At 62.8% G+C, this 14,801-nt stretch carries 14 protein-coding genes; 7 read left to right on the top strand and 7 right to left on the bottom strand.

Annotated features, from left to right (window positions below; all coding sequences use genetic code 11):
- Positions 1-27: 27 nt before the first annotated feature.
- Together NKI70_RS08410 and NKI70_RS08405 are read right to left on the bottom strand one after the other, a co-directional pair.
- Positions 28-411 carry a VOC family protein gene (locus NKI70_RS08410; protein ID WP_352471101.1) on the bottom strand — a complete coding sequence of 128 codons (384 nt, stop codon included), beginning with the start codon at positions 409-411 and terminating at the stop codon, positions 28-30.
- A gap of 73 nt (positions 412-484) precedes the next feature.
- On the bottom strand, positions 485-1,651 hold the full coding sequence (locus tag NKI70_RS08405) for a flavin-containing monooxygenase (protein ID WP_352698626.1): 1,167 nt from the start codon (positions 1,649-1,651) through the stop codon (positions 485-487).
- A 353-nt stretch (positions 1,652-2,004) separates the two neighbouring features.
- Between NKI70_RS08405 and lptF the strand changes: the two genes are divergently transcribed.
- The 7 genes from lptF to NKI70_RS08370 all read left to right on the top strand — a co-directional run bounded on the left by lptF (position 2,005) and on the right by NKI70_RS08370 (position 10,058).
- Positions 2,005-3,207, top strand: coding sequence for an LPS export ABC transporter permease LptF (lptF, locus tag NKI70_RS08400; RefSeq protein WP_352724454.1), 1,203 nt, complete (start codon positions 2,005-2,007; stop codon positions 3,205-3,207).
- A complete protein-coding gene (gene lptG, locus NKI70_RS08395; protein WP_023677695.1) occupies positions 3,204-4,289 on the top strand; it encodes an LPS export ABC transporter permease LptG in 1,086 nt (361 codons plus the stop codon). Before lptF ends, lptG begins: the two co-directional genes overlap by 4 nt.
- Positions 4,289-6,706, top strand: a complete 2,418-nt coding sequence (locus NKI70_RS08390) for an LPS-assembly protein LptD (protein WP_352542725.1) — start codon at positions 4,289-4,291, stop codon at positions 6,704-6,706. Before lptG ends, NKI70_RS08390 begins: the two co-directional genes overlap by 1 nt.
- Positions 6,707-6,823: 117 nt before the next feature.
- Positions 6,824-7,750: a peptidylprolyl isomerase gene (locus tag NKI70_RS08385; protein WP_023677697.1), complete on the top strand. Its 927-nt coding sequence runs from the start codon at positions 6,824-6,826 to the stop codon at positions 7,748-7,750.
- A 12-nt stretch (positions 7,751-7,762) separates the two neighbouring features.
- Positions 7,763-8,782, top strand: a complete 1,020-nt coding sequence (gene pdxA / locus NKI70_RS08380; RefSeq protein ID WP_352454406.1) for a 4-hydroxythreonine-4-phosphate dehydrogenase PdxA — start codon at positions 7,763-7,765, stop codon at positions 8,780-8,782.
- A 67-nt stretch (positions 8,783-8,849) separates the two neighbouring features.
- Positions 8,850-9,689: a 16S rRNA (adenine(1518)-N(6)/adenine(1519)-N(6))-dimethyltransferase RsmA gene (rsmA, locus tag NKI70_RS08375; protein WP_023677699.1), complete on the top strand. Its 840-nt coding sequence runs from the start codon at positions 8,850-8,852 to the stop codon at positions 9,687-9,689.
- Positions 9,690-9,764: 75 nt separating this feature from the next.
- Positions 9,765-10,058 carry a DUF1330 domain-containing protein gene (locus tag NKI70_RS08370; RefSeq protein WP_023677700.1) on the top strand — a complete coding sequence of 98 codons (294 nt, stop codon included), beginning with the start codon at positions 9,765-9,767 and terminating at the stop codon, positions 10,056-10,058.
- Here the strand turns inward: NKI70_RS08370 and gmk are convergent, their stop codons facing one another.
- From gmk to NKI70_RS08345, 5 genes are all read right to left on the bottom strand, one after another.
- Entirely contained in the window at positions 10,059-10,715 is a 657-nt protein-coding gene (gene gmk, locus NKI70_RS08365; protein ID WP_023677701.1) for a guanylate kinase, read from the bottom strand.
- Positions 10,716-10,748: 33 nt separating this feature from the next.
- Entirely contained in the window at positions 10,749-11,639 is an 891-nt protein-coding gene (locus tag NKI70_RS08360) for a YicC/YloC family endoribonuclease (RefSeq protein WP_023677702.1), read from the bottom strand.
- A 138-nt stretch (positions 11,640-11,777) separates the two neighbouring features.
- Complete coding sequence (mltG, locus tag NKI70_RS08355) at positions 11,778-12,998, bottom strand: endolytic transglycosylase MltG (protein ID WP_023677703.1); 1,221 nt, start codon at positions 12,996-12,998, stop codon at positions 11,778-11,780.
- A 93-nt stretch (positions 12,999-13,091) separates the two neighbouring features.
- Entirely contained in the window at positions 13,092-14,354 is a 1,263-nt protein-coding gene (gene fabF / locus NKI70_RS08350) for a beta-ketoacyl-ACP synthase II (RefSeq protein ID WP_352467164.1), read from the bottom strand.
- Positions 14,355-14,388: 34 nt separating this feature from the next.
- On the bottom strand, positions 14,389-14,625 hold the full coding sequence (locus NKI70_RS08345) for an acyl carrier protein (RefSeq protein WP_127851501.1): 237 nt from the start codon (positions 14,623-14,625) through the stop codon (positions 14,389-14,391).
- Positions 14,626-14,801: the final 176 nt, after the last annotated feature.

The raw sequence follows: 14,801 nt of genomic DNA, 5'->3' as shown, positions 1-14,801 counted from the left end.
GAGTTGGATTATTGCGAGAAACGTTCGTCAGTGAGCGGCGGGTTGAAACAGCTCGATGACATTGCCCGATGGGTCTTCGAGCAGCGTCTGGGAACCGCCGACGCCCGTTATGATATCGTTGCGAAAGACAAGTCCAGCACTCTTGAGGCGCGCAACCTCTTCTTTCAGGTCCGGCACCACCAACAGGATGCGATTCCAACCTCCCGGCACCGGCTGCCGGCCATCCGGCATCGCCCGTGCACCCGAACTGCCGGGGCCGCTTAGAAGGAGCCGTAAAGCGCCGCGTGTGACGGAAGCAAAAGCCGGTCGCGCGTCCTGTTCAACAGCGAAGCCCAGATGTCCACAGTAGAAGTCGATCGAGGCGGCGACATCATCGACCATGTAGCGAATGCTGACTGGCGTCATGACCATTGACCTTTCGGTTCGAGCACCTTTCAACAAGGCGTGTCTATTGCGGGCGGAACAGTCGGCATAGTCCGGCTCATTATCGCTGCTTGACAATCCGCGCCGCTATCGTCCTGGCCTGAATGCGGGCGTTGGCGAAACAACCGCGAATGCTCGGCCGCATGCCGGTAAACCACAGGCCGGGCAATTTCGGATCGGCATCGCCGCCGTTGAAAAGCGGAACGCCCTTGCCGTCGAGAACGCCGAGCTTGCCGACCATCTGCTCCAGACCGGTGCGATAGCCGGTCGCTGCAATGACGATATCGGGCGTGATCAACCTGCCGTCATTCAATACGATGCCGTCTTGGGTAAATTCCCGCAATGGTGGCAGCACCACGATCGTGCCTGCCTTGATGGCGCGAACCGCGCCGTCATCGGCTGCGATCGCGGTGTAGTCGGCGCTCAGACGGCTCGCACCGCCTGTGGGAGCCGGCGGAAGCCCAAATTTCGTCAAGTCGCCGAAAACCAGGCGCTGGGTTGTCGCCATCACCGCATCGGCCAGCCGCACCGGCAAGCTCGCCATTAACGGTGAAAGCCTGTGGACGGCGACCTTGCCGATGCGTTTCGGCAGCAGCGACGGGCCGTTGCGGGCCGACAGCCAGATGCTTTGGGCATCTGCATTCGCAAGATGATTGAGTGCATCGAACCCCGAATTGCCGGCTCCGACGACCAGCACCTTTTTGCCGACGTAGTCCTTCGCCTCGCCAAAATCGGCCGAATGGATAATCCGGCCTGCAAAATCCTTCATGCCTTTCCACGCGGGAATAAACGGCTGCCGGTCGCGCCCGGTGGCGACGACGACATGACGCGCCAGACGACGTCCGGAGTTCGTCCGCACGGTCCAGTGATCGCCGTCGAACGTGATCTCTTCAACGGCAACGCCGAATGCGACCGGCAGACCATGCGCCTGGCTGAAATCGTTCAGATGGCGAATGACGGCCGATTTATGCGGAAAAGCCGGGGTGCCTGCGGGATAGCCGACGCCGGGCAGCGTCGAGAGATCGCGATGCGTATTGAGGTGCAGCCGCTGGTGCCGCCGATGCCAGGGTTCGGCAAGCCGGCTCTCCTTTTCCAGGACGAGCGTCGGTACGCCGGCCTTCATCAAGGCGTGGGCGGCGGCAAGGCCGGCTGCGCCGGCGCCGACCACGATCGCGCCGTCAAAGATCGTTTCCCGACCGGTTTGACCGCGCAATTTTTCCGCTTCCATGCTGGGGCTCACAGATCCTGACCCGTCTTATCATGTCGCGGCGGTCGCGACCGGCGCGACATTTGGTCGTTTTGCCGCATTTGACAAGACTTTGGCCGAAATCGCTCCCATATGCGATATCGAACCATCCACGATTCGTCGCGGCACGGCCCCGCTTCCCGCCGCAACCTGTTGTTAACCAACAATGTTCGCTCTTTCTTATCCATTGCCGCCGACACTCCGGCCCAGCGGATTTTGCGATCCGGGACAGAACCCAGATCGAACCGCCAAACTGAGCCAGTTGTGCAGCCGGCGCCGGACGACTACCTTGTTCCAAGGCATGATGCCGTTCGAAATCGCCGAGAAAAGCCTTCATGAAGGTCGTTGAACGTTACATCATGCGCCGTGCTTTCGCGGTATTCGCGCTGGCGCTCGTCTGGACGCTGGCGATCGTCTGGACGACTCAGGTGCTCGCCCGCATCGACCTCGTCACCGATAGCGGTCAGTCGGCCCTCACCTTCTTCGAAGTCGCAGCGCTGATCATCCCGACGATCGTTCCGATCGTCGTGCCGTTCGCCCTGGTGGTCGCGGTCGCCCAGATACTCAGCGTGATGAATTCGGATTCGGAGCTGGCCGTCATCAATGCCGCCGGCGCTTCACGCTGGACCATCGTCAGGCCGATCATGCTTCTGGCACTTGCAGCCAGCGTTTTTTCCTTCGCCGTCGACAATGGCGTCGACCCTTACGCACGCCAGAAGAACCGCGAGTTGATTGCGTCGTCGCGTGCCGATCTGTTGTCGTTGATCATCCAGGAAGGCACCTTCCGTAAGATCGATGACGGCCTGTTCCTGGAGGTTGGCGAACGGCTTCCCGACAACCGTCTCGGCGGCATCTTCGTCGCCGATTCGCGCGAAGAAGGCGTCAATCTCATCTACTACGCCAAGACCGGCAGCATCATCGAACGCGGCGACGAGAAGGTGCTGATGATGAATGACGGCGTCATCCATCGCAAAACCATGACTGGCGACCTCTCGGTGATCCGGTTCACCTCCTACGCCTTCGACTTGTCCGCTTTCATGTCGGCATCATCTGACATCCTGCTTTTGCCGAAGGACCGGACGACCCAGTATCTGCTCAATCCAAGTCCGAACGACAAGATGTACCAGCAAAAGCCGAACAGGTACCTGGCCGAGCTCAACCAGCGTTTTTCCGAGTGGTCCTATTCGCTCGTCTTCGCGCTGATCGCGCTCGCCGTTGCCGGAGATGCGCGCTCGCATCGCGAGGCGCGTGTGCACCCGCTGATCACGGCAATCGCGATCGCACTGTTCGTGCGCTGGCTCGGGTTCTTTGCCGCCGGCAAGGCCGACAAGGTGCCGCAATATGCCTATATGGTCTACGGCGTCCCGATCGTGGCATCGGCGATCGCCATCTGGTTCATCGTGTCCAACCGGACCATGGAACTGCCGGTTGCCTGGGCCGATTGGATAACCAATCTTGCCGGCCGCTTCAGTGACGGCTGGAGCGCCATCAAGCTCCGTTTTGCCAGGCGTGGCGCATCCGGGCAGGGGGCCGGCTGATGGGCTGGACTCTGGGTCGGTACTTCTTCTTTCGCTATGTGACGATCACCATCTGGTTCTTCATCGGCCTCTTGGCGCTGGTGTTCCTGATCGATTTCACCGAGCTTTCCGGCCGCACGACCGGCGTGCCGGGCTTCACCTACGCAACTGCGTTCGCCATTTCGGGGCTCAGGATGCCGATGATCATGCTGCAGACGGTGCCGTTCGTCGGCCTGTTCTCGGCGATGGCGACGTTGGTGTCGCTCAACCGCAAATATGAATTGGTCATTGCCCGTTCCGCCGGGGTTTCCGCATGGCAATTCCTGCTGCCGTGCTGCATCGGGGCGCTGCTGTTTGGAGCCTTGTCGGTCGGCGTCATCAATCCGGTAGCCGCGCACGCCTATTCCTGGTCCGAGGAGATCGAGACCCAGCTCCGTTCGGGCAAGTCGAACAGCGTCTCGGCCGATGCTGCGCCCTGGATCAGGCAGAAAACCAACGCCGGCGACACCATCATCGGCGCGCGCGCCATTCTCAATCAAGGCCTGGAGATGGCCGACGCGGTCTTCTTCAGCTTCAGCCCGCAAGGCGACATCATCGAGCGCAAGGATGCGGCGCGCGCCTTTTTGCGGGACGGCTACTGGGAATTGCAGGACGTCAAGGTGTTCCGGGACGGTACCATCCAGTCGTTACCTAGCGATCGGCTGCCGACCAATCTCAAGCCGGAATTCGTGCAAGAGCGGTTGGCGCGCCCTGAGACCATTCCCTTCTACGATCTGCCCGGCAAGATCGAAGTGGCCCGCTCCTTCGGCCTCAAGGCAAACGCCTTCGCCATGCAGTTCAATTCCCTGATTGCGCTGCCCTTCCTGCTTGTCGCGATGACGCTGATTGCGGCAACGGTATCAATGCGATTTGCGAGGATGGGGCAGTCGGCAACGATGATTCTGGGTGGCATCGTGGCCGGCTTTCTGCTTTATGTCGTTTCGGTGCTGGTCAAGGCATTCGGCGTAGCGGGATTCGTACCCACTGCCGTAGCGGCTTGGGTCCCGGTTGTCGTGGCTATGTTCTTCGGGGTGACATTCCTGCTATACAAGGAAGACGGCTAGTGAGGGAGGCGGTTTTGCGCAGCCATAGGCACGCCGGTTTGGCACGCCTCTCTGCGGCGAGCGCCTTGGCATGCCTGCTTGCCAGCGCCGCCCCGGTTGCTCCGGCTTTCGCCCAGGACGTCAGTGAGCTGGCAACGAAGGTTCCGAGCGGCACGCAGATGCTGTTGGCAGCCGATACGCTGGTCTACGACAACGACAAGCAGACAGTGACGGCCGTCGGCGGCGTCCAGATCGACTACGGCGGCAACCGTCTCGTCGCCCAGCGGGTCGAATACAACCGCAACACCAAACGCCTCGTCGCCAGCGGCAATGTCGAACTCGTCAATAGCGACGGCACCAAAATTTATTCGCAGCATGCCGACATCACTGACGATTTCGCCGACGGCTTCGTCAACGCGCTGCGGGTCGAGACCATAGACAAGGCGTATTTCGCCGCCGAAAGCGCGGAGCGCATGGGCGGCGTGCTGACGACGTTCCACAATGGCGTCTACACCGCCTGCGAGCCGTGCGAGGACAAGCCCGACAAAGCGCCGACCTGGCGTATCAAGGCCAGGAAGATCATCTGGAACGGCGAGAAGAAGACGGTTCGCTTCGAGAACTCGAATTTCGAGTTCTTCGGCTTTCCGCTGGCCTATCTGCCGGCTTTCGAGATCGCCGACCCAACGGTCAAGCGCAAGAGCGGCTTCCTGATCCCCGGCGTCGCCTACAAGAGCGATCTCGGCGTCGGTGTTAAAGTCCCCTATTATTTCGCGCTCTCGCCGACCTACGATCTCACTGTCACTGGCAGCGGCTATACCAAGCAAGGTTTCCTCGGTGAGGCCGAGTGGAGGCAGCGCTTCAACAACGGTCAGTACAGCCTGAAGATTGCGGGCATCCGGCAGGAGAATCCCGACGCCTTCATCGACGACAATGGCCACAACGTGAATTCGGGTACCGAAGGCGACCCGAACAGGTTCCGCGGCATGATGGGCACCCAGGGCCAGTTCGCCATCAACCCGCGCTGGGACTTCGGCTGGGACATCCTGCTGCAGAGCGACAAGAATTTCGCGCGCACCTACGACATCGATGGCTTCAACGATAGCGTGCACCGCTCCGAGGTGTACCTGACGGGGCTCAACGATCGCAATTACTTCGACGTGCGCGCCATGCACTTCGAGGTTCAGGAAGACACGCTCGCCAGCGATCCGACTGCACGCGCCGCCAAGCAGCCCTGGGTGCTGCCCTCGCTCGACTACGCTTATATCCCCGACATGCCGGTGGCCGGCGGGCAGCTGTCGTTCGACGTCAACGCGCGGGTCATTGACCGCGACAGGCTCGATACGGCTCTTGCAAATTCGGGCATCCCTTCGTCCGTCAACAACGTCCGCGGCATCGACGGTCAATCCGGGCGCCTTACCGCGGAAGCCGAATGGAAGCGCACCTTCACCACCGATGGCGGGCTGCTGCTGACACCGCTCCTGGCGCTGCGCGGCGACGCCGGCTACGTCAACGCCTCCTCGGCCTCGCTCGACGCCGTCAACCAGATGGCGACCAATCTCGGCGTCGAGGACGATATGCGTTCATCGCTTGCCCGCTACATGGCGACCGCCGGCCTTGAGATGCGCTGGCCGGTGCTGTTTTCGATGACCAGTTCCAGCCATGTCTTCGAACCGATGGCGCAGGTATTCATGCGTCCGAACGAGCAATATGTCGGCGGGCTGGCGGTCCCCAACGAGGACGCCCAGAGCTTCGTCTTCGACGCCACGACGCTGTTCGAGCGCGACAAATTCTCGGGCTATGACCGCATGGAAGGCGGCACACGCGCCAATGTCGGGCTGCGCTATTCCGGCGCATATGACAATGGCTGGGGCACCAATGCGGTGTTCGGCCAATCCTACCAGCTCGGCGGCCAGAACTCGTTCGGCACGCCGGACCTGGTCAATGTCGGCGCCTATTCAGGTCTTGAAACTGCAACCTCCGACTATGTCGGCCTTGTCGGCTTCAACAGCCCCAGCGGGTTTTCCGGCTCGGTCAGCGGCCGTTTCGACGAGCAAAGCTTCGAGATCCGCCGCGCTGAGGTAAAGGCCGCCTTTTCAGGCCTGCCGGTGTCGCTGAGCGCCAAATACGCCTTCATCCAGGCGCAGCCACTCTATGGCTTCTCGACCGATCGCCATGAGGTTACGCTCGGCGCCTCGACACATCTTGCCGAGAATTGGCGCGTCTTTGGCACCGGCACATATGATCTGGAGCAGAGCGTTCTGGTCAAGGACGGGGTCGGCTTTGCCTATAGTGATTCGTGCTTTACCTATTTGATGACGTTTTCGGAAAGACGTGACCTGAACACCAAGGAAGTATCGCAGAACGTCGGCTTCAACCTGTCGTTCCGCACGCTCGGCGATTTCGGCTCGTCGCAACGCTCCATCGACACCATTCAATAACGGGCAGCGGTCGGCAACGGGGCGGCTGGCGGACGACATTGTTTCGCCGCATAGAGCAGGCACGAATTTTGACGGCCTGAACTGGGATAGGTTCGGCTGAATCGGGATGGAATTGGGATGCTTTCGATGAGGAAATACCTCTTTTCGGCAGGGTTCGCGCTGCTGGTGGCGTTCTCGACCACCGCGGTGACGCGGCCAGTTTTCGCCACCGAGATCAAATACGTCGTCAACAATATACCGATCACCACCGGCGACATCCAGCATCGGGCCGCTTTCCTGCGCCTGCAGCACAGAAAGGGCGATGCCGGCCAGGAAATGATCGACCAGACGCTGCGTCTGGCCGAAGCCCGGCGGCTCGGCATCCGCATCAGCGACGCGCAGGTCGATGCCGCTTATCAGCGTTTCGCCACCAGCAACAAGATGCCGCTCAAGCAGCTTGACGGCGCGATGGCGCAATCCGGCGTCACCAAGGAGCATTTCAAGGAGTTTATCCGGGCACAGATGGCCTGGAACCAGGCGCTGACCGCGCGTTCCCGTTCCGGAGACGGTGGCGGCGCAATGAGCGAGCAGGACCTCGTCAAGCGCATGCTCGAAAAAGGCGGCAGCAAACCGAGCGCCACAGAGTACATGCTGCAGCAGGTCATCTTCGTGGTGCCGGCCGCCGAGCGAACCGCGACGCTGGCCAAGCGCAAACGCGAAGCCGATGCCATGCGCGCCCGCTTCAACGGCTGCAACACCACCCGCGAATTCGCCAAGGGCCTGATCGATGTCACCGTTCGCGATCTCGGCCGGGTGCTGGCGCCCCAATTGCCGGCGGACTGGGCCGAGCAGATAAAGGCTACAAAGGTCGGCGGCGCCACCACGACGCGCGAAACCGACCGCGGTGTCGAATTCATCGGCATCTGCTCGTCGCGCGAAGTGTCAGACGACAAAGCCGCGCAGATGGTGTTCCAGAGTGAAGGTTCGAACGACAAGAACGCCGACGAACTCTCGAAGAAATATGTCGAGGAGTTGCGGAAGAAAGCCCGCATAATCGAGCGCTGAAGTCGAAGCGCCGTGGCTGACGCAGAGCTTCCGCTGGCGTTGAGCGTCGGCGATCCGTCCGGCGTGGGGCCGGACATCGCCATCGCTGCTTGGCAGGCCCGCGATAGCGCTGGCGTTCCGTCTTTTTATCTCCTTGCCGATCCGGCACTGATTGCCGCGCGGGCGCACAGGCTCGGCACCGATATCGCGATTGCCGAGACGACGCCGGCGTTAGCGCCGGGGGTGTTTTCGCGCGCGCTGCCGGTGGTGGCGCTTGCTGCCCGTTTCGTCGACAGTCCCGGCCGCCCGGATCCAGCCAACGCCGCCGGCATCATCGAGGCGATCGACCGCGCCGTTGCCGACTGCCTGGCTGGCCGCGCTGCCGCGGTCGTCACCTGCCCCATCGCCAAGAAGCCGCTCTACGACGCCGGCTTTCGCTTTCCCGGCCACACCGAATATCTGGCGCATCTGGCATCGCTTCACACCGGCACCGAAGTGACGCCTGTGATGCTGCTTGCCGGACCGGACCTGCGCACCGTGCCGGTCACCATCCACATCGCGCTGGCCGAGGTGCCGAAAGAGCTGACGACGGACCTTATCGTCGCCACCGGCCGCATCACCGCCGCCGACCTTGCGAACCGCTTCGGAATTGCCAAGCCGCGGCTCGCCATTGCCGGCCTCAACCCGCATGCCGGCGAAGGCGGCACCATGGGCACCGAAGACGAGCGGATCGTGCGCCCGGCAGTCGACCGGCTGAGGCAGGAAGGGATCGACGCCTTCGGGCCATTGCCGGCCGACACGCTGTTTCATGCTCGCGCCCGCGCCGGCTACGACGTGGCGCTCTGTATGTATCACGACCAGGCGCTGATCCCGGCCAAGGCGCTGGCGTTTGACGAGGCGGTCAACGTCACGCTCGGCCTGCCCTTCGTCCGCACCTCGCCCGACCACGGCACCGCCTTCGACATCGCCGGCAAGGGCATCGCCCGTGCCGGCAGCCTGATTGCAGCGCTGAAACTCGCTCGCGTTCTTGCCGATACCGGGAAAAGGCCGTAGGCCCTGAGCCCAATCAGCCAAATTCGATGGCCTTAACCCGATGAGCCCGCCTGATGAGCCCAGCCCGATGAGCATAGACGGCCTGCCGCCACTGCGCGAGGTGATCGAGCGCCATGGGCTGCAGGCGAAAAAGGCGCTGGGCCAGAATTTTCTGCTCGACCTTAACCTGACAAGCAAGATTGCGCGAACCGCCGGCGACCTGAGCGACGTTACGGTTATCGAGGTCGGTCCCGGTCCGGGCGGGCTGACTCGTGCCCTGCTCCTCAACGGCGCCCGGCGGGTCGTCGCGATCGAGCGCGACGAGCGCTGCCTGGCGGCCTTGGCCGAGATCGCGAACCACTATCCGGGTCGGCTCGAGATCGTAGCCGGCGATGCGCTGAAAGCTGATTTTGCAGCGCTTGCAAAAGGAGTGCCGGGAAGCGGCGGGTCGGCGAAAATCGTTGCCAACCTGCCCTACAATATCGGCACCGAATTGCTGATCCGCTGGCTGACCGTCACCGAGTGGCCGCCGTTCTACACATCGATGACGCTGATGTTCCAGCGCGAGGTCGCCGAACGCATTGCAGCCAGCCCCGGCAGCGAGGCCTATGGTCGGCTCGGCGTGCTGGCCGGCTGGCGGACGGAGGCGAGGATTGCCTTCGACGTACCGCCGCAGGCGTTCACGCCGCCACCCAAGGTGACGTCCTCGGTGGTGCATCTTGTGCCGCGTGCCAACCCCTTGCCGGCAGAGGTGAAACGGCTCAGCCGCGTCACCGAAGCGGCATTCGGCCAGCGCCGGAAAATGCTGCGGCAGAGCGTGAAAAGCCTCGGCGGCGAGGCACTGCTCACCCGCGCCGGCATCGATCCGACCAGGCGTGCGGAGACGCTCAGCGTCGAGGAATTCGTTCGCCTGACCAACGCGGTGTGATGCCGGGAAGCGTCCGCGTGGAATTTCCGCTCTCATGGCATAGATAGCCGGACAAACCCTGCCCGGAGACAAACAGTGGCCGCCTATGTCATTTCCGACGTCACGATCCGTGACGCAGAGGCTATCGAAGCCTATCGCGCCAGCGCGGCTGCCTCCATCGCCCAGCATGGCGGGCGCTATCTGGTACGCGGCGGCGAGGTGGAAAGGTTGGAAGGCGACTGGTCTCCCGGGCCGCTGATCATCGTGGAATTCCCCGACATGGACACGGCGCGGCGTTGGTACCGCTCCGCCGAATATGCCGCGGCATTGGAACTGCGCGACGCCGCGCTCAGCCGCAATCTGATCCTGGTCGCGGGGACAGCGCCTTGATCAATCCGTCTTTTCGTCGAGCAGCCCCGAGACGAAATCGAACAGGCCCGGCCGGCGATCGCGTCTGAGCCGTTCGGCCGTGACGATGCCCCGCACCTCGGCGAAAGCGCGGTCGAGATCGTCGTTGACTATGACGAAATCATATTCCTTCCAGTGCTCGATCTCGTTGCGGGCGTTCTTGAGCCGCGTCTCGATCACCGCTTCCTGGTCCTCGGCGCGACGCTTCAGCCGCGCCTTCAATTCCTTCATCGATGGCGGCAGGATGAATATCGAGACGATGTCGGCGCGCATCTTCTCCTTGAGTTGCTGAGCGCCTTGCCAGTCGATGTCGAACAGCATGTCGCGGCCTTCGGCCAGCGCCTGTTCAGCCGGCTCGCGCGGCGTCGCGTAGCAATTGCCGTGCACCTCCGCCCATTCGAGCAGCGCATCGGAATCGCGCAGCCGCTCGAACTCGCGCATGGTACGGAAGTGGTAATGGACGCCCTCGATCTCGCTGCCGCGGCGTGGCCGCGTGGTGACCGAGACCGACAATTCCAGGCTGGAATCGCTCTCCAGCAGATTGCGCGCAATCGTCGACTTGCCGGCGCCTGACGGCGACGACAAGACCAGCATCAGCCCGCGGCGCCGAATGCGGGAACCCACATCCCTAGCGGTCATGGGGCTTGGCAGTCATGTGGCTTGGCATCGGGATCATTCCAGATTCTGGACCTGTTCGCGAAACTGGTCGACGACCGCCTTCAGTTCCAGCCCGATGGCGGTGACCGCGGCAGCATTCGACTTGGAACACAGCGTATTCGATTCGCGGTTGAATTCCTGTGCCAGGAAATCGAGCTTGCGGCCGATGGCGCCACCGCCGGCGAGCAGTGCCCGCCCCGACGCCACGTGTGTCTTCAGCCGGTCGATTTCCTCGCGTATGTCGGCCTTGGTGGCCAGGAACGCCGCTTCCATATGCAGCCGGCTGGCGTCCAGGTTGGCAGACGCGTCCATCAACAGGCGGATCTGCTCGGCGAGCCTTTCGCGGATCGTGGCCGGTTCGCGTGATGGATCGGCCTCGGCCCGCAGCGTCAGCGCCTCGATGGCATCGATATGGCCGGACAGCAGGGAACGAAGTGCCGCACCTTCGCCCTGGCGCGCCTGCTGCAGCCCGTTCAGTGCTGCTTCCAGCGCCGACAGTATTGCGGTATCGAGCGCACTGCGCGCCTCTTCGGTTTCGATGGTTTCGGGAATGTCGAGGACGCCGCGCAGCGCAAGCAGGCCGTCGGCCGCCGCAGGGGCTACTCCGAACTGCTCCTGCAGCCGCTTGGCCAAGCCCGCCAGATCCTTCAGGAAAGCCTCGTTGACCACGGGTTGCGCTTGAGCGCCGGCGGCGCGGCCAATGGTCAGCGTCATCTGGAAATTGCCGCGCGCAAAACGCTTTTGCACCGTCTGCCGGACGGCCGGCTCCAGCCGGTCGAAACCTTGCGGCAGCCGCAGCCTGACCTCGACGCTTTTGCCGTTGACGGACTTGGCTTCCCAGGCAATCGAAGTGCCGTCGTGTTCGGCGACACTGCGCGCAAAACCGGTCATGCTCTGCAAGTTCATGTAGCCGTGCGTCCCTTTGCCGAATGCCCCTCAAGCCGGAGCGATTTTCTCCGGACAGGATCATGTGAATTTCAATGCCATAGCAGCCCTTGCACATCCACCCGGACATGCACAGGGCCAACCTGATGGCGTCCGGCCCTACTGGGCGGCGGTGGCGCCCGCATCGTCAACGATGGCTCCCGCCGGCGTGTCGGCTCCGGTATTGGTTGCCCCGGCCTTGGCGGCGTCCTGCGCCTGCTTTTTCAGCAGTGCCCGGTAGCGAGCGACATTCTCGTTATGCTCATCGAGCGTCGAGGCAAAGACGTGCCCGCCGGTGCCGTCGGCGACGAAGTAGAGATCGCTGGTCTTCGACGGATTAGCGACTGCCTCCAGCGCCGCACGGCCGGGATTGGCGATCGGCGTCGGCGGTAAGCCGTTGATCAGATAGGTGTTGTAGGGCGTCGGCTTCTGGATGTCCGACTGATAGATCGGGCGGTCGATGGGTTTGCCCTTGCCGCCGAACAGGCCGTAGATGATGGTCGGGTCCGACTGCAGCCGCATACCCTTGGCCAGCCGGTTGAGGAAGACGGCGGCTACGCGCGAGCGTTCATCGCCCTTGCCGGTCTCCTTCTCGACGATAGAGGCTAGGGTGACAAAATCCTCAACGTTGGCGATCGGCAAATCCGGCGCTCGGCGCTGCCAGACCTCGTCGACCAGCTTCTTCTGGTCGGCCAGAAGCTTGTCGACCATCTGCTGGCGTGTTGCGCCGCGGGTGAAACGCAGCGTGTCGGTGGCGAGGCTGCCCTCAGGTGGAGTGGTCGACGGCATATCGCCGGTCAGCGCGTCCTGCTCGGCAATCCGTTGCAGCGCCTGCGCGACCGTCAGCCCCTCGGGGATAGTCAGCGAATACATCACCGACTTGCCGCTCTTCAGCAGTTCCATGATATCGTGCATCGACGCCTGCGGCTTGATCTCGTATTCGCCGGCCTTCAGGGCGGAATCATTGCCGAAGGCGCGCACGCCAAGGCGGAAAATGCGGGCGTCGCTGATCAGCCCTCGCCGCTCAAGCTGGTCGGCGATCTCCTGGACGCCGCTATTCGGCTTGACCAGGAAAGTGTCGCCATTGGCCGACGGGCCGGGCTCGTTGAACTCCTGCTTGCCGAAATACAGCGCAACGCCTGCCGCCAGCACCATCAGCATCACCGAAGAGATGACGAAGTTCATGAACACGACGAACTGGCTGCGCGAGGCACGCGAGCGCTTCGGCGGCGGCGTGCCGGCCTCGGGCCGCAACGCCTCGCTGGCCGTCTTCGGCACGATCGGGCCGGGCGTTGCTGCCCGTTGCCCGAATTCCCCGTTATCGGCCGGATTTGTGTTCATAGCGCCCTACCATTTGATCTTGCGACGAATCCCCTCGGGCAGAGTAGGGGCGAATATGGCAAAATTGACGGCAGACGGAAACCGGCAGAGCGGTCAGCCATTGTAGCGCTGGAAGACGAGCGAGGCGTTGGTGCCACCGAAGCCGAAGGAGTTGGACAGCGCCACGTCGATCTGCCGGGCCCGCGGCTTGTGCGGCACCAGGTCGATCGCCGTTTCGCGCTCCGGATTGTCAAGATTGATGGTCGGCGGCGCGATGTTGTCGCGAATGGCGAGGATCGAAAAGATCGCCTCGGCAGCGCCAGCCGCGCCCAGCAGGTGGCCAATCGACGATTTGGTCGACGACATCGATATCTTCGAGGCGGCGTTGCCGACCAGCCGCTCGACGGCGCCGAGTTCGATCGTATCGGCCATGGTCGAGGTGCCGTGCGCGTTGATGTAGTCGACATCGGCCGGCGTCAGCTTCGCCCGGTTCAGCGCCGCGGTCATGCAACGGAAAGCGCCGTCGCCGTCTTCGGCAGGCGCGGTGATGTGATAGGCGTCACCGGTCAGACCGTAGCCGGTGACCTCGGCATAGATCTTGGCGCCGCGGGCCTTGGCGTGTTCGAGCTCCTCGAGCACGACAACGCCGGCGCCCTCGCCCATGACGAAGCCGTCGCGATCGCGATCATAGGGGCGTGAGGCCGTTTGTGGCGCGTCGTTGCGCTCGGTGGAGAGCGCGCGGCAAGCGGCGAACCCGGCGATCGACAGTCTCGTCACCGGCGCTTCGGCGCCGCCTGCGACCATAACGTCGGCATCGCCCCAGATGATCAGCCGGGCGGCATCGCCGATGGCGTGCGCACCGGTCGAGCAAGCGGTGACGACGGCATGGTTGGGGCCTTTCAGCCCATGCCGGATCGAGACCTGACCGGAGACGAGGTTGATGATCTGGCCAGGGATGAAGAATGGGCTGATGCGGCGCGGACCGCGTTCCTTGAGGATCATCGCATTCTCGGCGATGCCTTCGATGCCGCCGATGCCCGAACCGATCAGCACGCCGGTGGCGCACTGTTCCTCATGCGTCTTCGGCTGCCAGCCGGAATCCTTGAGTGCCTCGTCGGCGGCCGCGATCCCGTACAGGATGAAATCGCCGATCTTGCGCAGTTCCTTCGGCTCGAGAACGGCTTCAGGATTGAAAGTGGCATTGGAGCCGTCACCGCGCGGAATGACGTGGGCGACCTTGCAGGCAAGGTCTTCCACCTCGAATTCGGTGATGCGCTTGGCTGCGCTGCGGCCGGTCAGAAGCTCCTTCCAGCTGTGCTCGAAGCCCATGCCGAACGGCGAAAGCAGCCCAAGGCCCGTGACGACGACACGCCTCATCGCAGGTCCTCCCCGGTGATGACTGCAAATAGCGTCAGGCGGAGGCCTTGTCGATGTATTTCACCGCATCGCCAACAGTCAGGATGGTCTCGGCGGCGTCGTCCGGGATTTCGACACCGAACTCTTCTTCGAACGCCATGACAAGTTCGACCGTGTCGAGGCTGTCCGCGCCCAGATCATCGATGAAGCTCGCCTGCTCCGTCACCTTCTCGGCATCGACGCCAAGGTGCTCGATGACGATCTTCTTGACGCGCTCTGCGGTGTCACTCATTTGGGCATCCTCGTCTTTTGGTTGTCTGTCTTCGTTAGCGGGCAGAATGCCGCTAATCAAGCTGAAAGATGGTCCTGCCGGAAACGCAGCGGAACAGGACCGGTTTTTGCCCGAACCGCCGGGTTGCGGGCGGCATTACACGAAAAATCCCGTGCATCCAAGACGGAATGAAGCGT

The sequence above is a fragment of the Mesorhizobium sp. M0500 genome (assembly GCF_040321165.1).
Lineage (GTDB): Bacteria > Pseudomonadota > Alphaproteobacteria > Rhizobiales > Rhizobiaceae > Mesorhizobium.
This window is presented reverse-complemented; position numbering and strand designations above follow the sequence as displayed.